Here is a 24,266-nt window from a genome sequence, read left to right as displayed (position 1 = left end):
TGTCGCGAACGAAATCAATCGTCACTGTACCTCTAACGCGGTTGGTGCGATGGATCGGCAGAAAGTTCATAGACATCCGAAAAATTAATGAATAGCGCCGCCGCTTATCCTTTTCCGTTTGCACCAGGCAGGGCGTAGCTGGTATCTGTACGCATAACCAGTACTCGCTCGCCATGGCCCTTTTTCCTGTGACTGCAAACCCTCTCGACGATCCGTTCTATTACTTGAACAACTTCATGCAAGTGCTTGATTGGCTTGAGCATCGCTACGCCGATTTGCTGAGTGTCGAAGAGCAACACTTCATCCGCGAGTTCAATCGGTTGCCTCGTGAGTCCAGGGCGCTGCTGGTCAGGATGGTGATGCGCAAGGGGATTCACTTCCGGGCGAGCAAGCTGCATTACGTCGAGATCGGCGACATCGCCATCGCTGCAGGCCCACTGCTGGCGCTGGGCTGGATCGATGAGCAATTGCCGCTGCCGATCGATGCGCTGTTCGAGGTATTGCTCAAGGCAGAAATTCTCCAGTGTTTTAGCACCACCATCGATCAGCCCAAGGGAAAAAAGACCGATTGGCTGCCGGTACTGAGCGAGCGGTTTCCCCAGCCTCAAAGCTTCGGCCAGTGGTGCCCGTCGCTGGATGACCGATTGTTCAGCCTGATCATCATGGGCCTGTGCGACCGACTGCGTTTGATGTTTTTCGGCAATCTTTACCAGGATTGGTCCGAGTTCGTGCTGGCTGACTTGGGCATCTTTACCTATGAAAAAGTCGAGTTCTGCGCCGATTCCCGAAGTCTGCGCAGCCGTGACGACGTGGATGCCTGCCTCTTCCTTCATGAGTGTCAGCAGCATTTCGAGGCCGGCGAACCCGTGGAAGGCATTGTCGAGCAGATCAACGCACTGGCGCTGAGCAATCCCTGGCTGCAACGACGTCACGGCAAATTGTTGTTCCAGATAGGTCAGCACTGCGAGCGCATGGCGGATTTCTCTACCGCACTGACGATCTACCGCGAGTGTGCCTATCCCGGCGCGCGCCTGAGGTTGATTCGCGTGTTGGAGCGCTGCGGTGAATACCAACTGGCCATGGACCTGGCCGTCGCGGTCGAGCAATCGCCGGAAAGTGCCGCTGAACAGCAACAATTGCTGCGTGTGCTGCCCAGACTGCGGCGCAAGCTTGGCGGGCCGGTGATCAAGCGCGTATCCCCACGGGAGATGCTGCGCCTGGACTTGCACCTGCCCAGAACCGACCCGGCGTTGTCGGTGGAATATTACGTTCAGGCGCATTTGGCGGAAGATTCGGCACCGGTGCATTACGTCGAGAACAGCCTGGTCAACTCGCTGTTCGGTCTGCTGTGCTGGCCGGCGATCTTCACACCGTTACCGGGGGCGTTTTTCCACCCGTTCCAGCGTGGGCCGGTGGATCTGCTCAATGAGGACTTTCACGCGCGCCGCGCGGAGCTGTTCCAGGACTGCCTGGCTGAACTCGATGACGGGCGTTACCTCCAGACGATTCGTGAACGCTATGCCAGCAAGTGGGGCGTGCAGTCGCCCTTTGTGTTCTGGGGTGTGCTGAGCGAAGAATTGCTGGATCAGGCACTCGATTGCCTGCCGGCCGAACACCTCAAGCACTGGTTCAATCGACTGCTGTTGGACATCAAGGCCAATCGCGCCGGTATGCCGGACCTGATCCAGTTCTGGCCGCAGGACAAAACCTACCGGATGATCGAAGTCAAAGGCCCCGGTGATCGCCTGCAAGACAATCAATTGCGCTGGCTCGAGTTCTGCCATGAGCATCAGATGCCGATTGCCGTTTGTTACGTGCAATGGGCGGAGCAGAGCGCTTGAGTTACAGCATTGCGGTGCGGGCACTGTGTGAATTCACCGCCAAGGTCGGTGACCTCGACCTGCGTTTTACGCCCTCGCCGACGGCGCTGGAAGGGATTGTCGGGCACCGTACGGTGGCGTCCCGACGCAGCGAGGGCTACCAGAGTGAAGTCGCGCTTGAAGGCCTGTATCAAACGTTGAAGGTAAAGGGTAGGGCTGACGGCTACGACCCCGTGCAAAATTGCCTGGAAGAAGTTAAAACCTATCGCGGCGACTTGAGCAAGCAACCCGCCAACCACCGTCAGCTGCACTGGGCGCAGGCGAAGATTTACGGCTGGTTGATGTGTCAGAAGCTGAAACTGGCGCAGATCAATCTGGCCCTGGTGTACTTCGACATTGTCAGCGAAAAGGAAACCTGCCTGGTCGATGCTTTCAGCGCAGTGGAACTGGGGCTGTTCTTCGAAGAACATTGCGCCTTGTTCCTGCACTGGGCCGAACAGGAAATGGCTCATCGCGCAGGGCGTAATCGGGCCGCGCAACACCTGGTGTTTCCCCATGCCGACTTTCGACCCGGGCAACGTCATCTGGCGGAATCGGTGTTCAAGGCCGTCAGCACCGGTCGTTGCTTGATGGCCCAGGCGCCCACGGGGATCGGCAAGACGGTTGGCACGCTGTTCCCGATGCTCAAGGCCCTGGCGCCGCAGCAACTGGACAAGGTGTTCTTCCTCACGGCGAAAACCCCGGGGCGCAAATTGGCGCTGGACGCCGCGCAGGTGATCCTCGAGAGCGCCGATGCGCCGCCCTTGCGGGTCCTCGAAATGATTGCCCGGGACAAGGCCTGCGAGCATCCGGACAAAGCCTGTCACGGCGAATCCTGCCCGCTGGCCCAGGGGTTTTATGATCGCTTGCCCGCCGCGCGCCAGGCCGCCAGCGAACTGAGCCTGTTGAACCAGAGCGCATTGCGCCAGGTCGCTCTGGAACACGGCGTCTGTCCCTACTACCTGAGCCAGGAAATGGCCCGCTGGGCAGACGTGGTGGTCGCCGATTACAACTACTATTTCGATTTTAGCGCGCTGCTGTTCGGGCTGGCCCAGGCCAATAACTGGAAAGTCGCGGTACTGGTGGACGAAGCCCACAACCTGGTGGAGCGCGGTCGGCAGATGTACAGCGCCAGTCTCGACCAATCCACCCTCAACGGTGTACGAAAAACCGCACCAGAGGCGTTGAAAAAACCCTTGCAACGGGTCAACCGTGAATGGAATGCCTTGCATAATCTGCAACTCGGCGCCTATCAGGCCTATGACAAGGCTCCGGAAAAACTGCTCCAGGCGTTGTCGTCGTGCAGTGCGAGCATTGGCGACTACCTGAACGATCATCCTCAAGGCCTGGACGGGGCGTTACAGAATTTCTATTTCGACATGCTGCAATTTTGCCGCGTGGCCGAACTCTTCGATGAACAGTTCCTGTTCGACATCAGCAAGCGCGACCTCGACCGTAAGCGCAACCTGTCGCAGCTGTGCTTGCGCAACGTGGTGCCCGCCGGTTTCATCCGCCCGCGCTTGACGGCTGCACGCAGCACCGTGCTGTTTTCCGCGACCCTGAGCCCTCGCCACTACTACGCCGATCTGCTGGGTACGCCGGCGAACACGGTGTGGATAGACGTCGAATCGCCATTTCACGCCGATCAGCTGCAAGTGCACATCGTCAGTCAGATCTCTACGCGGTTCGTCCATCGCCAGTCATCCCTTGCGCCGATCGTCGAGCTGATTGCCCGGCAGTTCAGACAACGTCCCGGCAACTACCTGGCATTTTTCAGCAGCTTCGATTATTTGCAGCAAGTGGCGCAGCTGCTGGCCGAGAGGCATCCCGACATCAATCTGTGGTCGCAGTCCCGGGGCATGGGGGAAGGGCAGCGTCAGGACTTTCTCGATCAGTTCACCGCCGACAGTCAGGGCGTCGGTTTTGCGGTGCTGGGTGGGGCTTTTGGCGAAGGCATCGACTTGCCCGGTGCGCGCCTGATCGGTGCGTTCATCGCCACCCTCGGGCTGGCGCAACTCAACCCGGTCAACGAGCAGTTGAAACAGCGCATGGCGGCGATTTTCGGCGCCGGTTATGACTACACCTACCTGTTTCCCGGTGTGCAGAAAGTGGTGCAGGCGGCGGGGAGGGTGATCCGCACCCAGCAGGATCAAGGGGTGGTGATGTTGATTGATGACCGGTTTGGCGATAGCAAGGTCAAGCAATTACTGCCGCGCTGGTGGTCGATCGCCCCGAGGCTTTTTCACTCGATCTAGTAGGATTTTTTACTTTAAAAACATCGACATATCCTGAAAGACACGGCCATTTGAACAAACAGCGAATGCCCGCTTTATTCAAAGAGCCAGTCATCACTTTCAAGCCAATCTTTGATAAGGAAATCAAGGTATGTCAGCAGCACCGCAATACACGTACACCGCTGAACAGGTCTGCGCAGCATTCGATGAAATAAAAGCTACGCTGTTCAGCGGCATCACGGTCGAGGCAACTCCGAAAATGCTGGTCGTTGCCGGGCTGCAAGGGTCAGGCAAAACCTATCTGCTGGAAAAGAACCTGCTGCCTTCAAAACGCTACGACAACTATGTTCGTCTGTACCTGCCCGACTACCGCAAAAAACACCCCCAATACACGGAGATGATCAAACTCGGCGTCTTGCATGCGTATGAGCACACCGAGGCATTCGTCCGAGAGGTCAGCACGAAGATCTTCACGCAGGCCTTCACTGGCAAATACAACATCATTATGGAATGTGCGTTCGACAGTATCGATTTCGCGGCCTTTCCACCGTCGGCAACAGCCCAGGGTTATCAGTTCGAGACCCACATCGTTGGCTGCACTCAAGCGTTTGCTCACGTGTCGAGCATCAAAAGAGCGCTCAAAAGCCTTGAAGATCAGGAAATGGAAAGATTTCTCACGGTGTCGAAGCTGAATGCCAGCATGGGTTTTGCACAAGCGATCATCCTGGCTTTCGAGACGGCTGCAAAGGCAGTCAGCGGTTCGCAAATCACTGTGTACGAACGTGGGTTTGGCATGTTGAACGAGCGGGTGATGCGTGCTCAGAGCACCTACACCAAAGCTGCCGACGGCTCGGTGACTACCACGACGATCATGAGGCCTTTTGAGTACATCGTTTACTCCCGCATTACGGATAACCACGTTTTCGCGGTGAACGGTCACCACGAAATCGTCAAAGAGTGCCATCTGGCATTGCTCAAGGCCGGGACACATGCCTCCTATGTCCCAGCCTTTGTCTACAACGACCTGTATACCTATATCGCCAAATACGTGCAGCGATAACACTTTATGTCGAGAGGTGCTTTTCGGCTTTCCAAAATCCCGGTTTGTCGCATACTCCAGAAAAACACCAGTGACGTGAGAGAGCAATGAGCGAGGATCGGACCAAAGCCACCGCCACCGAGGACATACCTTTTCGTCTGTTGATCGATGCCGTGATTGACTACGCGATCTACATGATTGATCCCGATGGCATCATCACCAGCTGGAACGCTGGCGCCAAGCGTTTCAAGGGGTATGAGGAGGCCGAGATTCTCGGCCAGCACTTCTCGCGTTTCTATACTGAAGAGGACCGCCGGGCCGGTTTACCCCAGCGAGCGCTGGACACGGCGATCAGGGAGGGGCGTTTCGAGGGGGAAGGCTGGCGGGTTCGCAAGGACGGCACGCATTTCTGGTGCCATGTGGTTATCGATCCGATTCTCGACCCGTCGGGCAGGTTGCTGGGGTTTGCCAAGATCACCCGGGACCTGACCGACCGCAAGATGGCTGAAGAAACCCTCAAGCAAAGCGAGCAGCAATTCCGGCTACTGGTTCAAAGCGTTACTGACTACGCCATCTACATGCTCACCCCGGACGGCCGCCTGGCCAACTGGAACCCCGGGGCACAGCGGATCAAGGGCTACTTGCCCGAAGAAGCCATCGGCCAGCATTTTTCGATGTTTTACACCCCGGAGGACCGTGCGGCCGGCGAACCACAACGGACTCTGGACATTGCAACCCGCGAGGGGCGATTCGAAAACAAAGCCTGGCGCGTGCGCAAGGACGGTACGCGGTTTCTGGCACATGTCGTGGTCGACCCGATTTGGGGCGACACCGGCACGTTACTCGGTTTTGCCAAGATCACCCGTGATATCACCGAAGTCACACAAGCCCAGCAGGCCCTGGAGCAAACTCGCGAAGCGCTGTTTCAGGCGCAGAAGATGCAGGTCATCGGTCAACTCAGTGGTGGCATTGCCCACGACTTCAACAATTTGCTGACCGTCATCCTTGGCAATCTGGAAATCATCCGCAAACGCGTTGGGGACGATTCGAGAATTACCCGATTGGTGGACAACGCCACTCAGGGTGCCTTGCGTGGCGTAACCCTGACACAGCGCATGCTGGCGTTTGCCAGGCGCCAGGAGCTCAAAGCCGAACCCGTCGAGATCCCCGCGCTGGTGCAAGGGATCACTGGATTGCTGCGCAGCTCACTCGGGCCTTCCGTGATGCTCGAAACGCGCTTTTCGCCAGAACTTGAACCCGTCCTGGCCGACGTCAACCAGCTCGAACTGGCGATACTGAACCTGGTGACCAACGCCCGCGATGCAATGCCCCATGGCGGAAAAATCGTGATAAGTACCCAGACAGATGCTGTTCCGGACAAGGCGCAGCTATCCCTGGCGCCCGGTGGTTATGTCTGCCTGAGTATCACCGATACCGGTGAGGGAATGGATGACGCCACGCTGGGGTCGGCGATGGAACCTTTTTTCACCACAAAAGGCGTCGGCAAAGGCACTGGCCTGGGGCTGTCGATGGTTCATGGGTTTATCGAGCAATTGGGCGGTCGATTTGTTCTCAAGAGCCAGAAGGACAAAGGCACAACCGCTGAACTGTGGATACCCGTCGCCACCGCTGGTTCAGTCGCCAAATTTATTGCCGAGGAGCAAGCCGCACCGCCCGTGCCTCGTCTGTGCGTGATGGTGGTGGACGACGACAGCCTGGTATTGACCAGTACCTGCCTGTTGCTCGAGGACCTGGGGCATCGAGTGATCAGTGCAGCGTCCGGTGCAGAGGCGCTGGCAATGTTCGACAGCGAACAGGCGATTGATCTGGTTATCACGGACATGGCCATGCCGCAGATGAATGGCGCGCAACTGGCGCAGGCTATCCGGGTCATGAAACCGAACCTGCCGATCATTCTTGCCACTGGTTACGCCGAGCGCCTGGAAGGTTTCGCAACCAGACTTCCACGCCTGTCCAAACCCTTTACCCAACTCAATCTGGTGGAAATCATCGCCTCCACCATGAAATGACAAGCGAGCTCAATGTTCGGCCGCGGATCCCGCGTTCTTCTTGAAACCACGCACGTTCATGGCGCACAGGCAAAACTGCAACACGATCAGTGCATAGGCCTGGGTGTGGTAACCCCACATCACCCACAAAACATTGCTGACAATAAAACAGACGAAGCCCGAGACCCTGCGTCTGGGGTTTTGCGAACCAATCAACCACGCCGCCAGCACCGTGACCAGCATCGCTGGCCATTGCACCCAATCGAGATAGTCCATCCCTATTCCTTAACGTCAGAGCCTTAACTGAGGGACCACAGTGGCGAAGCACCGTTCGAGACTTTGCCTCACGACGCCTATGAATTTTTCTGCATTGAGCGGCTCAGAGTTTTTATAGCGCCCTGGAGCACTCCCGCCATGAGCCATCCCATCGAAAAACCGCCGATCGCCCTGTTTTTCGACGATGACGGGCAGACACCCAACAGTCGTCTGCCGGTTCTGCTGTATCGAAAGGTCGCGCTGAAATCGGCGGACAAGGCCGGTGCGTTCGAAGCGTTGTTCAGCGCCAATCACTGGCCCGCTCAATGGCGGGCGCAGGTGTTCGAGTATCACCATTACCACTCGACCGCGCATGAGGTGTTGGGTGTCATCAGTGGTCGGGCACGCTTGAAACTGGGCGGTCCATCCGGTGCGGAGCAAACGGTGGAAGCGGGCGACGTGTTGATTCTGCCTGCGGGCACCGGGCACTGTAGCCTGGACCAGAGCAGTGATTTTTTGGTCGTGGGTGCCTATCCAAAAGGCCAGGAAAAGTACGACATTCAGCGTCCGGACCCGACGTCTCACGACTCGTCCGTTGCTCGAATCGCCAAGGTTCCACTTCCTCTGGCCGATCCTGTGTATGGCGACGAGGGTGCCTTGATGGGTGCCTGGAGGGCGCGTTGAAATCCAGCTGAACTTGTCAGTAGACGCTTCTTCTAAAGGTTTTCCATCCTGTGCGTGACTCCTGTGCCAAGAATATTGACCGAAGCTCCGGCCGAAGAAACCCTGACCGAACACAACGCCAAGATGTTCGGCTCACCGAAGGAACGCCTGGATTTCTACCGCCGGGAAATCCAGTACGAAACCAGCATTCTGGCCAATCGCACCGACGCCTACCTGGCGGCGCAATCGTTTCTGTTGATTGCCTTCGCATCCTGCATGTCCAATCTAAACCCCGAATGGGGAAAACTCTTCACGCTGCTGGTGCCGCCATTCCTGGCGCTGTTGGGGCTGCTCAGTTCGCTCAACGCCTGGCCGGGCATTCGCGCGGCGTACGACATTATCGATCATTGGCATTTCAAGCAGAGTGAGTTGCTGCGCAGCGAGCCCTTGATGGGGCTTGCTTACGATGAGTCGCCGCTGTTCAGTGAGATGGAATCGTCCCATAAGGGGTATCGCAAGTCGTTGTTGTTTTCGGTGCGCACGCCGTGGATTTTCGCCACCTTCTGGGTGCTGCTGGGCAGCTACGCGGTTTACATCCAGGTGACCAACCCCGGCGCTTGAACCGAACGTCTTTTTTGGTCGTGTACATATCCGTTTCTTCGGTAACGGCGGCTTAGGGTTCCGCCCTGACGGCGGGTCACTTGGAAAAACCCCAAGTAACCAAGGGCTCTTGCCCCTTTCGTTCGGTGCCTCGCCTAGGCTCGGCATGCCCTCGCTCCGGTCCTGCTCCGTGGGCCCGCCGCCATCGGCCATCCATGGCCGGGGGCGGCTAACCCGGCATCCATGCCGGGTTGCCCACTGCGCAGAACCTCCACTCGGCCTCTCGAGGGGGCGGTGCATCAAGATCAAAAGCTGCAGGCGAGCTAACGCTCGGCCTGTTGAGTGGTGAAGAGCGAAAGTTGGACGCCGATCCACTGTGGGAGCGAGCCTGCTCGCGAAGCTGTTGATCTTGCCGTTGCCGTTGCCGTTGCCGTTGCCGTTGCCGTTGTTTCGGCTTTTGATCTTGATCTGTTGCCCCTTTCCCAGAGGCCGAACGCAGGTATTGCGCAGGGGGCACCGCGGCAAGGATGCCGCGGTAGCCGCCCCCGGCCATGGATGGCCGATGGCGGCGGGCCCCCGAAGCAATGCCGGAGTGAGGGCATGCCGAGCCTAGGCGAGGCACCGAATGGCGGGGCAAAAGCGCTTTGGTTACTTTCGCGCTTTTCGAAAGTGACTCGCTGTAAAAGCGAAACCGCCAGCCGCCGTTACCGCAGAAATGGATATGTACCTCAACCTTAAGTGAACAGCATTAGCCGGGCCATTTTTTGTCCCGCCACCTGCATCAAGCCGCCAGATTGGCTGCACTCATTTCTTTCTTGTACTGGGCTTTCAAACTTTCCATTTGCGCGCCCAATTCTTCCAGGGTGGCTTTACCCAGCAGCTTTTTGGCCTGAGGAAACATTTCCGTTTCCTCTTCTTCGATGTGGTGTTCCAGCAATTCCTTGACCACCTTCACGCGACCGGCAAATTCCGGGGTGGACGGGTCCGTGACTTTCAGGTCTGGCAGCACCAGTGAATCAACAGTGCGATGTTCTTCCTTGGCTTCGTAATACATGACGTCCTGTTCCTTGCCCCCGGCTTTCTTGTACGCCGGGTACAAGACTTCTTCTTCGAGACGGGTATGGATGGCGATCTCCATTTCCAGCTTGGCCAGCAACTCGCTGCGCTTTTTCACACCACGTTCGGTGGATTCGCTTAATTGGGTCAGGATGCCTTTTACACGTTCATGGTCGGCTTTCAACAGGTCTATGGCGTTCATGGTCGAGTCTCTCCAACGAGTCAGGGGGGTAGCGCGAACGGTCTCAAGGCCGAACGTCGCTCATAGTCCTTGAGCATTTGTCGTGCCGGATTTAACCCTTCATTAAGTTCGTTACAAATCAACAAGTTGGCTTCGCTGATGGTGATCTGCGGTCGTGCAGGCTGCATGAGTCTGGAATTTGACTCATGCAGATCGCGGCGTCGCTTTTTATCCTTTGAAAACGCTGATTTTCAGCGTTGACCGCCGATCAGATTCGCCACTCATGCAACTGAACTCGCGGCTCGGCCTCGCTCCCTTAATACAGACAACCGATGTCTTTATTGACCAGTGAGGATGCAGCCATGCGCGCAATGACTTACCACGGAGCCCATGACGTCAAAATCGAAACCGTTCCCGACCCTACCCTCGAAGCGCCCGACGACATCATTTTGCGTGTAACTGCTACCGCCATCTGCGGATCGGATCTGCATTTGTATCGAGGGAAGATTCCGACTGTGGAGCATGGCGACATTTTTGGTCATGAGTTCATGGGCATCGTCGAAGAAACCGGCTCGGACGTCACCGCCGTGCAGCGCGGCGATCGGGTGGTGATCCCGTTTGTGATCGCGTGTGGCGAGTGCTTCTTTTGCCAGCGTGATCTGTTCGCCAGCTGTGAAACCACCAATACCGGCCGTGGTGCCATCATCAATAAAAAGGCGATTCCTCCGCCCGCCGCCTTGTTCGGCTTCAGCCGTCTGTATGGCGGCATCCCCGGCGGACAGGCCGAACTGGTCAGGGTGCCCAAGGCCAACACCGGGCCGTTCAAGGTGCCAGGGCTGCTGGCGGACGAGAAGGTGTTGTTCCTGTCGGACATCCTGCCGACGGCGTGGCAGGCCGTGCTGAACACCGGCATCGGGCCGGGTTCAAGCATTGCGATTTATGGCGCCGGGCCGGTGGGGTTATTGAGCGCAGCTTGCGCGAAGATGTTCGGTGCCGAGCAAATCTTCATGGTTGACCATCACGACTATCGGTTGGCTTATGCCCAGCGCACCTATGGCGTGATTCCGATCAATTTCGATGACGATGATGATCCGGCCGACACCATCATTCGCCAGACTGCCGGTAGCCGCGGAGTGGACGCGGTGATCGACGCCGTGGGGTTCGAAGCCAAGGGCAGCACCACGGAGACGGTGCTCGCCACCCTGAAACTCGAAGGCAGCAGTGGCAAGGCGCTGCGCCAGTGCATCGCCGCCGTGCGCCGCGGTGGCGTGGTGAGTGTGCCGGGTGTCTATTCCGGGTTTATCCACGGTTTCCTGTTTGGCGATGCGTTCGACAAAGGCCTGACCTTCAAAATGGGCCAGACCCATGTGCAGCGGTATTTGCCGGAGTTGCTAGGGCACATAGAAACCGGACGCCTGCAACCGGAGGCGATCATCACGCACCGCCTGTCGCTGGAGCAGGTGACTGAGGGTTACAGGATTTTCGACAAGAAACAGGAGGAATGCCGCAAGGTCATTCTGACGCCGGGTTCCAGTGATGTACCGCTGACCGAAAATCTGGAAACCATCCCTGTACCGGCGTTGTAGAAATCGGGACTTGTAGGCGCCAGCGGTGCGGCGGTCCGACTTGCCGGCGAAAGCGATCTTATAGTCGCCTTGGCCGGCAAGTCGGACCGCCGCACCGCTGGCTCCAACAGGTTCAGGCTCTGGATTCGGGCTGCTGGAGCAAACGATGAGCGTTTTGCGTGGACTTCGAGACAGGTGGGAAGTCTTCGTTGAGCACCCGCAAGTGCTCGATCGCCTCCTGGAACGTCAAGTCGGCCTTCCTGCGCATGGCCTGATAGCGATCAAACAGCTCCACGTCCATGTCACTGCCCTCGAGTAATGCAAAAGCGCTGCGGCTCAGCGCCTGGGCCTCTTCAAACATTTGACGATTACGTTCCAGGGCGAATGCCCGGCAGGCTTTGATTTCATCGGAGGTGGAATAGTGAATCATGACCAGCACCTGATTTTCTCGAGGTCTCTTTTGATAGGCATCGACGCCACAGGGGAACCGAACCTGGCAAGTCCCGCCGTGCAAAAGCCGGGCGGGATTAACGTTGTGACCTACGGGATCGCAAAAGGATTTCAAATTTATGAGCGTGAAAATTCGATAGTTCTGGCCCTAAAAGCACAGACATAAAATCAAACATCCTGTTTTTTATGCTGTTCATATCGAGCCAGAATCGGTTGAGTGCTGATCCCGTGGATGAGGATGCTGAGCGCGACCACGGACAAGGTCAGGTCGATACAGAGCGTTGCCATCGACTGACCGAGCCCATGATTAAGGGCATAAAACAGGTAATACAGACTGCCGATGCCGCGTATGCCGAACCAGCCAATCAACATTCGCTGGTGACCGTTGAGCAAACTGCCCCAGGGCATGGCGACGACGCTCAGCGGTCGAATCAGGCAAAACAACACGCCAGCAATCGACAACGCACGCCAGTCCCAGTGCGCCATCAGCACCACGCCGAGCAGCGTCACCAGAAATACTTCCATGGCCCGTTCCACCAGGCTGCCGAAGGCGAGCATGTCACCCATCATGATGCCCGCGGCGACCTGAGTGTCTTCAAGGCTTGCGGTATCACCATGAACGGCATGCTCCGGCTCGACGTTCTGATGGCCCACAACAGGCTGAACCAGATGCTCGGCGGGAATCTCGTCATCGCCCGTGGATTTGACTTCTTCGTGGCGCAGACCCAGACCGGCGGCGAACACCGACAGAAAGCCGTAACCGTCAATCGACTCGGCCCCGACATACGCCAGGGCAATCAAGGCGAGGGCAAGGTAGTCATTCGGGGAAAGGGTGCTGTCGTCATTCTTGATGCGCATTAACAAGGTCAGACGGCCAATACCGCGTCCCATCCAGTAGCCGGTGAGCAAGCCGGCCGGAACTGCCCATAGCAGGCTGTGCAGCACCCAATCGCCCAGCCAGCCGGGATTGCCGTCGTGTTGCACCAGGAGCAGGCCCAGGATGACAAACGGGAAGGCGATCCCGTCATTGAGCCCGGCCTCACCCGATAGCCCGAAGCGCACGCTGTCGTCATCCCGGGCGTCGTTGACTTGCACCAGGGCAGCGAGCACCGGGTCGGTGGGTGCCAGAATCGAGCCGATCAACACGGACGCGCCCCAGGGCAATTGGAATCCGAAATGCAACAACAGGCTGACGCCGGCAATGGTCAATACCATGACCGGACCGGCCAGGCCGTAGGCGATGCGCCAGGTTTTATCCTTCAGCGGCAAGCGCAACTTCAAACCGCAGACAAACAACGAAAAGAGCACCGCGACTTCCGTCAGGTGCTCCATCCAGGTGGACGTATCATCGGTGTCCAGTTTCAACAGCCCAAGCCCCGCGGGCCCGATGGCCACACCCAGCACCAGACACACCGCCGACGTGGTCACCGGCATCCAGCGCAGGTACGACGACGTCAGCGCCAGCGTCAGCAGCACCGCCCCCAACACCGCCACCCATAAAATGAAGCTCATGCTCTGTACTCGTCGGGTGCGTGCCGCGATGTAGGGCCTCTGGTAATCAACCGACGGGCGCGCGCAGCGTGAATCGGGCGCGGCCCTTGGCAAGGGCCCTAAACGTATTGAGGGGCGAATATTGTCAGGGGTTCATTTTTTATCCGCTGAGCCAAGCATAGCCCGATGGAGGGAATTGTTTGGAGGCGGCGAGGGTCAACCGAAGTGAGGTCCAGTTACCATCAACGGGCGTTGGCCGGTGAGCAAGGGCAGGGCGCACTCGATGAACGATGAATCCGGCCATACCGATTACCACAGCCGCGACTATCCAGTGCGTGAAGACATGGCGCATCAAGTCAAGGTCTGGCGATTCGAGCGTTGGGGCTGGTACACCCTGGTGCTGTTGGTGTTGCTGGCGCTGCTTGGGCTGTTTTCACGTGGGCCGCTGAGCACCCGGGACGTTCACGGTGACGACGGCAAAGTGCGGGTGCAATACGAGATGTTCCACCGCCACGGATCGTCCAACCCGATGCAGATCAGCGTGAGCGGTGCGCCCAATGCCACCGTTGAGCTGGAACTGACCGGGGCGCTGCTGGACGGTTTCAACATCGAAACCCTGCAACCGCAACCGCTGCGCGCCATCAGTGCCGGTCAGGGCATGAAGCTGTGGGTGCAAACCGACGCTCAGGGCCAGGCAAACCTTTATCTGACGTTGCGCGGCGATGGGCTGGGACTGTTTCGCAGCCGCATCGCATCGCCCGGCGCCACGACCGTGAACCTCGATCAATTCATTTTCCCTTAGGTGACCTATGGACTCGGTATTGCGCGCGGCTGCGATGTATCTGGCGCTGATGGTGCTGTTCAAGATTGCTGGCCGGCGCTCTTTGGCCGAGTTGACGACATTCGATTTTGTGCTGTTGATGATCATCGGTGAAGCCACGCAACAGGCGTTGCTGGGCGATGACTTTTCCCTGACCAATTCGATGTTGGTGATCATTACGCTGATCGTCATCGACGTCGGCCTGTCGCTGCTCAAACAGCGCTCGCAATGGGTGTCGCAGTTGATCGATGGCGGACCGACGATCGTCGTCGAGAACGGCAAGTTTCTACACAAACGCCTGTGCCACGCGCGATTGATCGAGGCCGACATCATGGAGGCCGCACGCTCGAGTCAGGGCATCGAGACCCTTGATCAGATCAAGTTCGCGATCCTGGAGCGCAACGGCAAGATATCGGTGATTGCTCAAGAGCAGACGTGAAGCTGCTGCCGAACGCAACCTTCGGCAGCAGCTTCACGTCCTGCTCAAAGCATCGGTTTACCGCCAGTGATTCCATAGCGCTGGCCCGTGATGTAACTGGCCTCATCCGACGCCAGCAACACATAAATCGGCGCCACTTCCACCGGCTGGCCCGGCCGGCCGAGCGGGGTCTGCCCACCGAAGTTCTGCACTTCTTCATCCGGCATGGTCGAGACAATCAGCGGCGTCCAGATCGGCCCCGGCGCCACGCAGTTCACCCGAATGTTCTTCGGCCCCAGCATCTGCGCCAGGCCGGCGGTGAAGTTGGCAATCGCGCCCTTGGTCGTGGCGTAAGGCAGGAGGGTGGGTTTGGGCGTGTCTGAATTGACTGAGCTGGTATTGATGATCGAACTGCCGGGCTGCATGTGCTTCAACGCGGCCTGGCAGAGTCTGAAAATGGCGGTGATGTTGACGTCGAAGGTCATCACCCATTCGTCGTCCGGGATGTCCTCGAAGTGTTCGTGGGTCATCTGGAACGCAGCGTTGTTGACCAGCACATCGATCCGGCCGAAGCGTTCGACCGTCTTGTCCACCAAGGCCTGGCAGTGCGCTTTCTGCGCCAGGTCACCGGACAGCAACAGGCACTGACGGCCGGCCTGTTCAACCCAGCGTGCAGTTTCCTGCGCATCTTCATGTTCGTTGAGGTAGGCAACAACAACATCGGCGCCTTCACGGGCGAAGGCGATCGCTACGGCGCGACCGATGCCGCTGTCGGCGCCGGTGATCAGGGCGATCTTGCCGTCCAGCCGGCCCGAGCCTTTGTAGCTTTGTTCGCCACAGTCGGGGTAAGGGTCCATTTTCTTTTGGGAGCCAGGGACGGGCTGGCCTTGTTTCGGGAAGGGTGGTTTTGGATAGGCGATCATTGGGAATCTCCGTTCTCAAGGCAGAAGAGTCATAGGGTTGACCCCGGTCTTTTGCCTTGAGTTCGGTTGGATTTTTGTGATCGTTCCCACGCTCCGCGTGGGAATGCAGCCAGGGACGCTCCGCGTCCCAAGAGCGGACGCAGAGCGTCCAGTGAGGCATTCCTTTGCTGCGCGTGGGAACGATCATCAGGCCTTGAGGATGAGCAAACTACGCTCCATTCGCGCGATGCCTTCCTCCAGCAACGACCGTGGGCAGCCGAAATTCAGGCGCACGAACTGTTTGCTGTCATCGCCGAATTCCAGGCCCGCGCTCAACCCGACTTTGGCGTGTTCAAGGAAGAATTGCTGCGGGTTGTCCAGGTCCAGCGCCGAGCAATCGAGCCACGCCAGATAGGTACCTTGCGGGATATTCATGGTCACCCCCGGCAGTCGGGTATTAACCGCCTCTACCAGAAAATCCCGATTGTCTTGCAGATACACCTTCAACCCGGCCAGCCAAGGGCTGCCTTCGCTGTAGGCGACGCGCGTCGCTTCCATGCCCAACGGATTAACGCTGTCGACCATGCCGCAGCGGGCGTGGTTGACCCGCGCACGCAACGCCGAGTCCTGAATGATCATGAAAGACGTCTTCAGACCGGCAATGTTGTAAGCCTTGCTCGCCGACATCAGTGTGATGGTGCGTGTAGCGATTTCCGGGCTCAGGGAAGCCGTAGGGATGTGCACCCGACCGTCGAAGCACAGCTCGGCGTGAATCTCGTCGGAGATAATCCAGGCGTCCTGTTCCAGACAGATGTCAGCCACCGCTTGCAGTTCTTCCCTCGGGAAGACCTTGCCCAGCGGGTTGTGCGGATTGCTCAGCAGCAGGGCGCCGCCACCTTCCAGGGATTGGCGCAAGGCGTCGAGCGGCGTGGCATACGTACCGTCCGCCATCGCGTCGAAATTCAGTTCGACCTTGTTCAGCCCCCAATGGCCCGGTGCATGGCGCAGCGGCGGGTAGTTGGGCGTCTGGACCACGACGTTCTGCTGCGGCTGGACCAGCGCATGCAGGGCCATATTGAAACCCGACTCCACGCCTGGCAGGAAAATCAGCGCCTGAGGCTCGACGCGCCAGGCGTACTTGTTCCAGAGGTCGGCGACGATGGCCTCGCGCAAATCATCCTGGGCCACGCTGTAGCCGAGCATCGGGTGCTCCAGACGTTTTTGCAGGGCCTGGATGATCACCGGCGGTGCGGAGAAGTCCATGTCGGCCACCCACATCGGCAACACGTCGGCCGGATAACGGCTCCATTTGGTACTGCCGGTGTTGTGGCGGTCGAACACCTGATCAAAATCGAAAGTCATGCTCAGTCTCATAAAAGCCGGGATTAATTCGGTAGCCATGATAATCGCCAAGCCCTGTGGGAGCGAGCCTGCTCGCGAAGGCGGCTTCCAGTCGATATTTGATGTCGCCTGATACACCGCATTCGCGAGCAGGCTCGCTCCCACAAATTCTGTGCCTGATTGGCATATTGGCATTGCCCGGCGGTCGGTTTTCACACAATACGCTACTGCATTGTCTAGAGTTTTAAGTGTCGGCAGCCAGACTGCCGCCACCGTGATTGTCCAGAAAAACCCGGCACACGTACCGGGTCTCCACCTGATAGGAGTGCACGATGGACCTCAACCGTCGTCAGTTCTTCAAGGTCGCTGGTATCGGCCTTGCGGGCTCGAGCCTCGGCGCGCTGGGCATGGCCCCCGCGACTGCCTTCGCCGAGCAGGTGCGCCACTTCAAGCTTGCCCACACCCATGAAACCCGCAACACCTGCCCGTACTGCTCGGTCGGCTGCGGCGTGATCATGTACAGCCAGGGCGATGCCGCCAAGAATGTCGCGCAATCTATCATCCACATCGAAGGCGATGCCGACCACCCGGTCAATCGCGGCACCCTCTGCCCCAAAGGCGCAGGCCTGCTCGATTTCATTCACAGCCCCAGCCGTCTTCAGTACCCGCAGGTGCGCAAGCCCGGCACCGCGGAGTGGACGCGAATCTCCTGGGATGAAGCGCTGGATCGCATCGCCGACCTGATGAAGGCCGACCGCGACGCCAACTTCATCGAGAAGAACGCCCAGGGGCAAACGGTGAATCGCTGGCTGTCCACCGGTTTCCTCGCGGCGTCGGCGTCGTCCAACGAAGCGGGTTACATCACCCACAAGGTGATTCGCAGTCTGGGCATGCTGGGGTTCGATAACCAGGCACGTGTCTGACATGGCCCGACGGTGGCAAGTCTTGCCCCGACGTATGGCCGTGGTGCCATGACCAACCACTGGACCGATATCGCCAACGCGAATCTGGTTCTGGTGATGGGTGGTAATGCCGCCGAAGCGCACCCTTGCGGTTTCAAATGGGTGACCGAAGCCAAAGCCCACAACAAGGCGCGGCTGATTGTGGTCGACCCGCGTTTCACCCGTACGGCCTCGGTGGCCGACTATTACGCGCCGATCCGCACCGGCACCGACATCGCCTTCATGGGCGGGCTGATCAATTACCTGCTGACTGAAGACAAGATCCAGCACGAGTACGTGCGGGCCTATACGGACGTGTCGTTCATCGTCAAGGCCAGCTACGGTTTCGAGGACGGGTTGTTCAGCGGGTACGACGCGAACAAGCGCACCTACACCGACAAGTCCGGCTGGGGCTACGAAATCGGTGAGGACGGCTTCGCCAAAGTCGACCCGACCTTGCAGGACCCGCACTGCGTCTATCAATTGATGAAGCAGCATTACAGCCGCTACACCCTGGAGCTGGCCAGTCAGGTCTGCGGCATGCCTGTGGGCGCGATGCAGAAAATCTGGGAGGAGATCGCCACCTGCTCGCAACCGGGCAAAACCATGACGATTCTCTACGCGCTGGGCTGGACCCAGCATTCGACCGGCTCGCAGATGATCCGCAGCGCGGCCATGGTGCAACTGCTGTTGGGCAACGTCGGCATGCCGGGCGGGGGCGTCAACGCCCTGCGCGGGCACTCCAACATCCAGGGCCTGACCGACCTGGGCTTGCTGTCCAACCTGCTGCCCGGTTACCTGACTCTGCCGTCTGAGGCCGAACAGGATTACACCACCTATATCGCCAAGCGGGCACTCAAGCCGCTGCGTCCCGGGCAGATGTCCTACTGGCAGAACTATGGCAAGTTCCACGTCAGCCTGATGAAGGCCTGGTACGGCGCCAATGCCACCGCTGAGAATAACTGGGGCTACGACTGGCTGCCCAAGCTGGACATTCCCGGCTACGACATCCTGAAAATGTTCGACATGATGGGTAAGGGCGAGGTCAATGGCTACATGTGCCAGGGCTTCAACCCGATCGCTGCCTTGCCGGACAAGAACCGTGTGATGAAGGCGCTCGCCAAGCTCAAGTGGCTGGTGGTGATGGACCCACTGGCTACCGAAACCTCGGAGTTCTGGCGCAACGTCGGGCCTTACAACGATGTAGAGACGGCCAGCATCCAGACCGAAGTCATCCGTCTGCCCACCACCTGTTTCGCCGAAGAAAACGGTTCGCTGGTCAACAGCGGTCGCTGGCTGCAATGGCACTGGAAGGGCGCCGATGGCCCGGGGCAGGCGCGCACGGACGTGAAGATCATGGCCGAGCTGTTCTTGCGCCTGCGCAAGCGTTACCAGGCCAACGGCGGTGCCTGGGCCGAGCCGATCCTCAAGCTCGACTGGCCCTACAAGATTGCGGATGACCCGACGCCGGAAGAGCTGGCCAGGGAATTCAACGGATACGCCGTCGCCGATGTCACCGACGCCTCGGGCGCGGTGGTCAAGGCCGGTCAGCAGCTGTCCGGTTTCGCCCAGCTCAAGGACGATGGCAGCACGGCTTCCGGTTGCTGGATTTTCTGCGGCAGCTGGACCGAGCAGGGCAACAACATGGCCCGTCGTGATAACAGCGACCCTTTCGGAATGAAGCAGAACCTGGGGTGGGCCTGGGCCTGGCCGATGAACCGGCGGATTCTCTACAACCGCGCCTCCTGCGACCCTCAAGGCAAACCGTGGGACGCGAACAAACGGCTGGTGTGGTGGAACGGCAAGGTCTGGACTGGCACCGACGTGCCCGACTACAAGGTCGACGCCCCACCGGAAGCGGGCATCAACCCGTTCATCATGAACCCCGAAGGCGTGGCGCGTTTCTTCGCCCTCGACAAGATGAACGAAGGGCCGTTCCCGGAACACTATGAGCCGTTCGAGACGCCCATTGGCATCAACCCGATGCACCCGAACAACAAGCAGGCGACCAGCAACCCGGCCGGGCGGATCTTCGATTCAGTCTGGGAAACCCTGGGGCAGGCCAAGGACTTCCCTTATGCGGCGACCAGCTACCGGCTGACCGAACACTTCCACTTCTGGACCAAGCATTGCCCCATCAATGCCGTGACCCAGCCTGAGCAGTTTGTCGAAATCGGTGAAGCCCTGGCCAAGGAGAAGGGCATTGCCGCCGGCGACCGGGTCCGTGTCAGTTGCAAGCGCGGGCACATAGAAGCGGTGGCGGTGGTGACCAAGCGGATTCGTCCGCTGCAGGTCAACAATCAGGTGGTGCACCAGATCGGTATTCCGTTGCACTGGGGCTTCACTGGCGCCACCCGCCACGGTTACCTGACCAACACCCTGGTGCCGTTCCTCGGCGATGGCAACACCCAGACCCCGGAATCCAAGTCATTCCTGGTCAACGTGGAGAAAGTCTAAATGGCCAGCCAAGACATCATCGCCCGTTCGGCCACCACGACAGTCCCGTCCTCGGTACGCAATCAAGAGGAAGTGGCCAAGCTGATCGACACCACCAAGTGCATCGGCTGCAAGGCCTGCCAGGTCGCCTGCTCGGAATGGAACGAGCTGCGCGACGATGTCGGTCACAACCTCGGCACCTACGACAATCCTCAGGACCTCAGCGCGGACACCTGGACCTTGATGCGCTTCACCGAGCATGAAACCGACGCCGGTAACCTCGAATGGCTGATTCGCAAGGACGGCTGCCTGCACTGCGCCGAGCCTGGTTGCCTGGCGGCGTGCCCGAGTCCGGGGGCGATCATCAAGCACGCCAATGGCATCGTCGATTTCGACCAGGACCATTGCATCGGCTGCGGTTATTGCATCACCGGTTGCCCGTTCAATATCCCGCGAATCTCGCAAAAGGATCACAAGGCCTACAAATGCACGCTGTGCTCGGACCGAGTGTCGGTGGGGCTGGAGCCGGCTTGCGTAAAAACCTGCCCGACGGGCGCCATTGTTTTCGGCACCAAGGACGACATGAAGGAACATGCGGCCGAAAGGATCGTCGATCTCAAGAGCCGTGGCTTCGAACACGCGGGTCTGTACGACCCCGAAGGTGTTGGCGGTACGCACGTCATGTACGTATTGCATCACGCGGATACGCCGGTGCTCTACGCTGGATTGCCGAACCACCCGGCGATCAGTCCTTTGGTGGAGCTCTGGAAAGGCGTGAGCAAACCCTTGGGATTACTCGCCATGGGCTTGGCGGTACTGGCCGGGTTCTTCCACTACGTACGCGTTGGGCCGCAGTTGGTTGAGGAGGACGAGCATCCGACCACGGTCGATCCGGCGGTGCATGAAGTCGATCCGTCGGTGCATACCTATGATCCGAAGGGGGACCGGCCATGAACGACAAACCGATCCTTCGCTACACCAGCAATCAGCGCACCAATCACTGGCTGGTGGCGATTCTGTTTCTGATGGCGGCATTGTCCGGGCTGGCGTTGTTCCACCCGGCGCTGTTCTGGCTCAGCCACCTGTTTGGCGGCGGCCCGTGGACGCGCATCCTGCATCCGTTCATGGGCGTGGTGATGTTTGTGCTGTTCCTTGGGCTGGTCATCCGTTTCTGGCGGGCGAACTTCTTTATCACCAATGATCGGTTGTGGCTGAGGCGAGTCGGGCGGGTGATTAAGAATGAGGAGGAGGGCGTGCCGCCCATCGGCAAGTACAACCCTGGGCAGAAACTGCTGTTCTGGATCTTGCTGCTCTGCATGCTGGTCTTGCTGTTCAGCGGACTGGTGATCTGGCGCGCGTATTTCAGCGAGTACTTCGCCATTACCACGATTCGTTGGGCGATGCTGCTGCATGCATTGGCGGGTTTGATCCTGGTGCTGAGCATCATCGTCCACATCTATGCGGGCATCTGGATCAAGGGCTCGGTCAACGCCATGCTGCATGGCTGGGTCAGCCGCGCCTGGGCGAGGAAACACCATGAACTGTGGTACCGCGAAGTGACCCGCGACGAGCACCCCGACCGGCCGATCAGCAAAAAAGGATAACCCCTTGGCGACGATTCTTGAGCCTGGTGAGATCGAAGCGGCGGCGAGCTCGCCGCCGTTTCTGCACCTGCCTCCGAAAAACCTGTTCACCTTGCGTGCCTTGCGCCTGGAGCGTCTGGCCGACGGGCATCCACTGGCCGATTACCTGCAGCTGGTGACGGGTCTGTGCCACATGCAGCAGCGTCTGATGGACGATCCGCCCGTCACCGCCATGCCCGATGCCGAACGCCTGCGAGTGTGCCAGCAACATGGCTTGCCACCGTTCGCCGCCGACAGTCTGGTGCGCGAAGACGATTGGCTGCCGTACCTCGAAGCCCTGTTGCAGCGTTACCCGCCACCGCCGCAACTTGCCGTGGAAAAAGCCGTGGCGACCTTGCGCGGTGCCAATGCCGGGCAACTCAAGGCCTGGGCGATTGCGCTGGTCAGCGGCCAGTTCGCCTTGTTGCCCGCCGCCGTGGTGCCGTTTCTCGGCGCGGCGTTGCAGGTGGCCTGGAGTCATTGGTTACTGAACACACCGGACCTTGCACTCAAACCCGGCGACAGTCTCAGTCAGTGCCCGGCCTGTGGCTCGCCGGCCATGGTCGGCGTGATTCGCCACCGCGGCAAGTACAACGGCTTGCGGTATCTGGTGTGCTCGCTGTGTGCCTGCGAATGGCATGTGGTGCGGGTCAAATGCGTGTATTGCGAACAGAGCAAAGGCCTTGAATACGTCAGCCTCGATGACGATCGCCATGCGGCCAACCAGGCCCCGTTGCGCGCAGAGGTCTGTCCCGGCTGCCACAGCTACCTGAAACTGCTTTACCTGGAAAACGACGCCGAGGCCGAAGCGCTCTCGACGGACCTGACCAGCCTGCTGCTGGACATGCGTCTGGAGCAGGAAGGTTACCTGCGTCCGGCACCTAATCTGCTGCTGGCGCCCGGAGGCGACTGAGCGCAACGGCTACACTCAGGCGCGACGGTCAATCGTTTTCAGGAGCGCCTGATGTCCTCCAGATCCGCCAACCAAACCCTGCGGCTGCCTTCCATCGACAGTTTGCTGCGTCATCCAGCGTGCCAACCGCTGGGTGAGCGTTATGGGCGTGACGCTTTGCTGGCCAGCCTGCGGCAATTGCTGGATGACTTGCGCGAAGCGGTGCAAAGGGGCGAACTCGATGCCGTTGAAATCGCTCCCGAAGTATTGGCGGGCAGAGCGGGCGAGCGTCTGGCCATCCAGCAGCGCAGTCACGTGCGCCGGGTGTTCAATCTCACTGGCACGGTGCTGCACACCAATCTGGGACGAGCGTTGTTGCCGGAGGAAGCCATCGACGCCGTGCAAATGGCCGCCCGTTATCCACTCAATCTGGAATTCGACCTGCACAGCGGCAAGCGCGGCGACCGTGACGATCTGATCGAAGGCCTGATCCGCGAGCTGACCGGCGCCGAGGCAGTCACCGTCGTCAACAACAACGCCGCCGCGGTGTTTCTGACGCTCAACAGTCTGGGCGCGCGCAAGGAAGGCATCATTTCCCGGGGCGAACTGATCGAAATCGGTGGCGCCTTCCGCATTCCCGACATCATGGCGAGAGCCGGGGTCAGGCTCCACGAAGTCGGCACCACTAACCGCACGCATGCCCGCGATTACGAGGCAGCCATCGGCCCCCGAAGCGGTTTGGTGATGCGCGTCCATGCGAGCAACTACACCATCGAAGGCTTCACCGCGCGGGTGCCGACCGCCGAGTTGGCGCAACTCGCTCATCAACACGGCTTGCCATTGCTTGAAGACCTCGGCAGCGGCAGCCTGCTGGACCTGACGCGCTGGGGCTTGCCCGCTGAACCGACGGTGCGCCAGGCGCTGATCGACGGTGCCGATATCGTCACCTTCAGCGGCGACAAATTACTGGGCGGTCCCCAGGCGGGGTTGATTGTCGGCCGCAAAGACCTGATCGCGAAGATCAAGAAGAATCCACTCAAACGCGCCTTGCGGGTCGACAAACTGACCTTGGCCGCCCTCGAAGCGGTATTAAGTCTGTATCGCGATCCTGATCGACTGGCCGAACGGCTGCCGAGTCTGCGTCTGCTGACCCGACCACAGGCGGATATCCTCGCTCAGGCTGAGCGCCTGCAACCCTCGCTGGCCAAGGTGCTGGGTGACGACTGGAGCGTCAGCGCAGTCCCGGCGCTGGGCATGATCGGCAGCGGCAGCCAACCGGTGGCACGCTTGCCGAGTGCCGCGTTATGCCTGCGGCCGCACACGTCCAAACGCCTTCGCGGGCGGCGGCTGCACGGTCTGGAAGCGGCCCTGCGTGCGCTGCCGATTCCGGTGCTCGGGCGCATTGACGACGATGCGTTGTGGCTGGACCTGCGGCAACTGGACGATGAGCCGGCGTGGCTGGCTCAACTCGATCAATGGCAGGAAACGTAGG

Annotated in this window: 20 protein-coding genes; 14 read left to right on the top strand and 6 right to left on the bottom strand. The window is 59.3% G+C overall.

Annotated features, from left to right (window positions below):
* The first annotated feature begins 173 nt into the window (after positions 1 to 173).
* The 4 genes from ACYZT5_RS08405 to ACYZT5_RS08390 all read left to right on the top strand — a co-directional run bounded on the left by ACYZT5_RS08405 (position 174) and on the right by ACYZT5_RS08390 (position 7,162).
* A complete protein-coding gene (locus tag ACYZT5_RS08405) occupies positions 174 to 1,841 on the top strand; it encodes a VRR-NUC domain-containing protein (RefSeq protein ID WP_462050669.1) in 1,668 nt (555 codons plus the stop codon).
* Positions 1,838 to 4,114 carry an ATP-dependent DNA helicase gene (locus tag ACYZT5_RS08400; RefSeq protein ID WP_462050668.1) on the top strand — a complete coding sequence of 759 codons (2,277 nt, stop codon included), beginning with the start codon at positions 1,838 to 1,840 and terminating at the stop codon, positions 4,112 to 4,114. The genes ACYZT5_RS08405 and ACYZT5_RS08400 overlap by 4 nt, the downstream gene beginning before the upstream one ends.
* Positions 4,115 to 4,244: 130 nt before the next feature.
* The gene (locus ACYZT5_RS08395; RefSeq protein WP_462050667.1) at positions 4,245 to 5,153 is read left to right on the top strand and encodes a zeta toxin family protein; all 909 of its coding nucleotides are present in this window, start codon (positions 4,245 to 4,247) and stop codon (positions 5,151 to 5,153) included.
* Between the two features lie 86 nt (positions 5,154 to 5,239).
* Entirely contained in the window at positions 5,240 to 7,162 is a 1,923-nt protein-coding gene (locus ACYZT5_RS08390; RefSeq protein WP_462050666.1) for a hybrid sensor histidine kinase/response regulator, read from the top strand.
* Between the two features lie 9 nt (positions 7,163 to 7,171).
* Here ACYZT5_RS08390 and ACYZT5_RS08385 read toward each other — a convergent pair whose 3' ends face one another.
* A complete protein-coding gene (locus ACYZT5_RS08385; RefSeq protein WP_462050665.1) occupies positions 7,172 to 7,417 on the bottom strand; it encodes a hypothetical protein in 246 nt (81 codons plus the stop codon).
* A 138-nt stretch (positions 7,418 to 7,555) separates the two neighbouring features.
* Here ACYZT5_RS08385 and ACYZT5_RS08380 point away from each other — a divergent pair, with 138 nt between their 5' ends.
* Together ACYZT5_RS08380 and ACYZT5_RS08375 are read left to right on the top strand one after the other, a co-directional pair.
* A complete protein-coding gene (locus ACYZT5_RS08380) occupies positions 7,556 to 8,080 on the top strand; it encodes a cupin domain-containing protein (protein ID WP_462050664.1) in 525 nt (174 codons plus the stop codon).
* Between the two features lie 63 nt (positions 8,081 to 8,143).
* Entirely contained in the window at positions 8,144 to 8,680 is a 537-nt protein-coding gene (locus ACYZT5_RS08375) for a hypothetical protein (RefSeq protein ID WP_462050663.1), read from the top strand.
* Between the two features lie 760 nt (positions 8,681 to 9,440).
* Here the strand turns inward: ACYZT5_RS08375 and ACYZT5_RS08370 are convergent.
* Positions 9,441 to 9,917 carry a hemerythrin domain-containing protein gene (locus ACYZT5_RS08370; RefSeq protein ID WP_282479239.1) on the bottom strand — a complete coding sequence of 159 codons (477 nt, stop codon included), beginning with the start codon at positions 9,915 to 9,917 and terminating at the stop codon, positions 9,441 to 9,443.
* 341 nt (positions 9,918 to 10,258) lie between these two features.
* Between ACYZT5_RS08370 and ACYZT5_RS08365 the strand changes: the two genes are divergently transcribed.
* The gene (locus ACYZT5_RS08365; RefSeq protein ID WP_462050662.1) at positions 10,259 to 11,482 is read left to right on the top strand and encodes a zinc-dependent alcohol dehydrogenase; all 1,224 of its coding nucleotides are present in this window, start codon (positions 10,259 to 10,261) and stop codon (positions 11,480 to 11,482) included.
* A gap of 112 nt (positions 11,483 to 11,594) precedes the next feature.
* On the opposite strand, the gene ACYZT5_RS08360 is transcribed toward ACYZT5_RS08365, so the two are convergent.
* The gene (locus tag ACYZT5_RS08360; RefSeq protein ID WP_462050661.1) at positions 11,595 to 11,891 is read right to left on the bottom strand and encodes a hypothetical protein; all 297 of its coding nucleotides are present in this window, start codon (positions 11,889 to 11,891) and stop codon (positions 11,595 to 11,597) included.
* A gap of 188 nt (positions 11,892 to 12,079) precedes the next feature.
* Positions 12,080 to 13,423, bottom strand: coding sequence for a cation:proton antiporter (locus ACYZT5_RS08355; protein WP_462050660.1), 1,344 nt, complete (start codon positions 13,421 to 13,423; stop codon positions 12,080 to 12,082).
* 262 nt (positions 13,424 to 13,685) lie between these two features.
* Here ACYZT5_RS08355 and ACYZT5_RS08350 point away from each other — a divergent pair, with 262 nt between their 5' ends.
* Positions 13,686 to 14,204 carry a hypothetical protein gene (locus tag ACYZT5_RS08350; RefSeq protein ID WP_462050659.1) on the top strand — a complete coding sequence of 173 codons (519 nt, stop codon included), beginning with the start codon at positions 13,686 to 13,688 and terminating at the stop codon, positions 14,202 to 14,204.
* Between the two features lie 7 nt (positions 14,205 to 14,211).
* Entirely contained in the window at positions 14,212 to 14,661 is a 450-nt protein-coding gene (locus ACYZT5_RS08345) for a DUF421 domain-containing protein (RefSeq protein ID WP_462050657.1), read from the top strand.
* Positions 14,662 to 14,705: 44 nt separating this feature from the next.
* Here the strand turns inward: ACYZT5_RS08345 and ACYZT5_RS08340 are convergent, their stop codons facing one another.
* Both ACYZT5_RS08340 and ACYZT5_RS08335 read right to left on the bottom strand, forming a co-directional pair.
* Positions 14,706 to 15,563, bottom strand: a complete 858-nt coding sequence (locus tag ACYZT5_RS08340) for a glucose 1-dehydrogenase (protein ID WP_462050656.1) — start codon at positions 15,561 to 15,563, stop codon at positions 14,706 to 14,708.
* 186 nt (positions 15,564 to 15,749) lie between these two features.
* Positions 15,750 to 16,904, bottom strand: a complete 1,155-nt coding sequence (locus ACYZT5_RS08335; protein ID WP_462050655.1) for a MalY/PatB family protein — start codon at positions 16,902 to 16,904, stop codon at positions 15,750 to 15,752.
* Positions 16,905 to 17,215: 311 nt separating this feature from the next.
* On the opposite strand from ACYZT5_RS08335, the gene fdnG reads away from it, so the two are divergent.
* From fdnG to selA, 5 genes are read left to right on the top strand one after another with little or no spacing between them, the layout of a single operon-like run.
* On the top strand, positions 17,216 to 20,281 hold the full coding sequence (gene fdnG, locus ACYZT5_RS08330; protein ID WP_462050654.1) for a formate dehydrogenase-N subunit alpha: 3,066 nt from the start codon (positions 17,216 to 17,218) through the stop codon (positions 20,279 to 20,281).
* Complete coding sequence (fdxH, locus tag ACYZT5_RS08325) at positions 20,282 to 21,214, top strand: formate dehydrogenase subunit beta (protein WP_462050653.1); 933 nt, start codon at positions 20,282 to 20,284, stop codon at positions 21,212 to 21,214.
* The gene (locus ACYZT5_RS08320; RefSeq protein ID WP_462050652.1) at positions 21,211 to 21,864 is read left to right on the top strand and encodes a formate dehydrogenase subunit gamma; all 654 of its coding nucleotides are present in this window, start codon (positions 21,211 to 21,213) and stop codon (positions 21,862 to 21,864) included. The genes fdxH and ACYZT5_RS08320 overlap by 4 nt, the downstream gene beginning before the upstream one ends.
* A 4-nt stretch (positions 21,865 to 21,868) precedes the next feature.
* Positions 21,869 to 22,795, top strand: coding sequence for a formate dehydrogenase accessory protein FdhE (fdhE, locus tag ACYZT5_RS08315; protein ID WP_462050651.1), 927 nt, complete (start codon positions 21,869 to 21,871; stop codon positions 22,793 to 22,795).
* A 51-nt stretch (positions 22,796 to 22,846) separates the two neighbouring features.
* Positions 22,847 to 24,265, top strand: a complete 1,419-nt coding sequence (selA, locus tag ACYZT5_RS08310; protein ID WP_462050650.1) for an L-seryl-tRNA(Sec) selenium transferase — start codon at positions 22,847 to 22,849, stop codon at positions 24,263 to 24,265.
* Position 24,266 lies beyond the last annotated feature (1 nt).

The sequence above is a fragment of the Pseudomonas sp. LB3P14 genome (assembly GCF_054898045.1).
Note: the sequence above shows the minus strand (reverse complement) of the source record. Positions and strands in the feature narration are given on the sequence as shown.

What these genes read in the sequence shown, in the direction of transcription:
- ACYZT5_RS08370 (WP_282479239.1), bottom strand. Translation starts at nt 9,917, where the DNA reads ATGAACGCCATAGACCTGTTGAAAGCCGACCATGAACGTGTAAAAGGC.
- ACYZT5_RS08405 (WP_462050669.1), top strand. Translation starts at nt 174, where the DNA reads ATGGCCCTTTTTCCTGTGACTGCAAACCCTCTCGACGATCCGTTCTAT.
- ACYZT5_RS08345 (WP_462050657.1), top strand. Translation starts at nt 14,212, where the DNA reads ATGGACTCGGTATTGCGCGCGGCTGCGATGTATCTGGCGCTGATGGTG.
- ACYZT5_RS08395 (WP_462050667.1), top strand. Translation starts at nt 4,245, where the DNA reads ATGTCAGCAGCACCGCAATACACGTACACCGCTGAACAGGTCTGCGCA.
- ACYZT5_RS08360 (WP_462050661.1), bottom strand. Translation starts at nt 11,891, where the DNA reads ATGATTCACTATTCCACCTCCGATGAAATCAAAGCCTGCCGGGCATTC.
- ACYZT5_RS08365 (WP_462050662.1), top strand. Translation starts at nt 10,259, where the DNA reads ATGCGCGCAATGACTTACCACGGAGCCCATGACGTCAAAATCGAAACC.
- ACYZT5_RS08385 (WP_462050665.1), bottom strand. Translation starts at nt 7,417, where the DNA reads ATGGACTATCTCGATTGGGTGCAATGGCCAGCGATGCTGGTCACGGTG.
- ACYZT5_RS08390 (WP_462050666.1), top strand. Translation starts at nt 5,240, where the DNA reads ATGAGCGAGGATCGGACCAAAGCCACCGCCACCGAGGACATACCTTTT.
- selA (WP_462050650.1), top strand. Translation starts at nt 22,847, where the DNA reads ATGTCCTCCAGATCCGCCAACCAAACCCTGCGGCTGCCTTCCATCGAC.
- fdxH (WP_462050653.1), top strand. Translation starts at nt 20,282, where the DNA reads ATGGCCAGCCAAGACATCATCGCCCGTTCGGCCACCACGACAGTCCCG.
- ACYZT5_RS08340 (WP_462050656.1), bottom strand. Translation starts at nt 15,563, where the DNA reads ATGATCGCCTATCCAAAACCACCCTTCCCGAAACAAGGCCAGCCCGTC.
- ACYZT5_RS08380 (WP_462050664.1), top strand. Translation starts at nt 7,556, where the DNA reads ATGAGCCATCCCATCGAAAAACCGCCGATCGCCCTGTTTTTCGACGAT.
- ACYZT5_RS08355 (WP_462050660.1), bottom strand. Translation starts at nt 13,423, where the DNA reads ATGAGCTTCATTTTATGGGTGGCGGTGTTGGGGGCGGTGCTGCTGACG.
- ACYZT5_RS08335 (WP_462050655.1), bottom strand. Translation starts at nt 16,904, where the DNA reads ATGACTTTCGATTTTGATCAGGTGTTCGACCGCCACAACACCGGCAGT.
- ACYZT5_RS08320 (WP_462050652.1), top strand. Translation starts at nt 21,211, where the DNA reads ATGAACGACAAACCGATCCTTCGCTACACCAGCAATCAGCGCACCAAT.
- ACYZT5_RS08350 (WP_462050659.1), top strand. Translation starts at nt 13,686, where the DNA reads ATGAACGATGAATCCGGCCATACCGATTACCACAGCCGCGACTATCCA.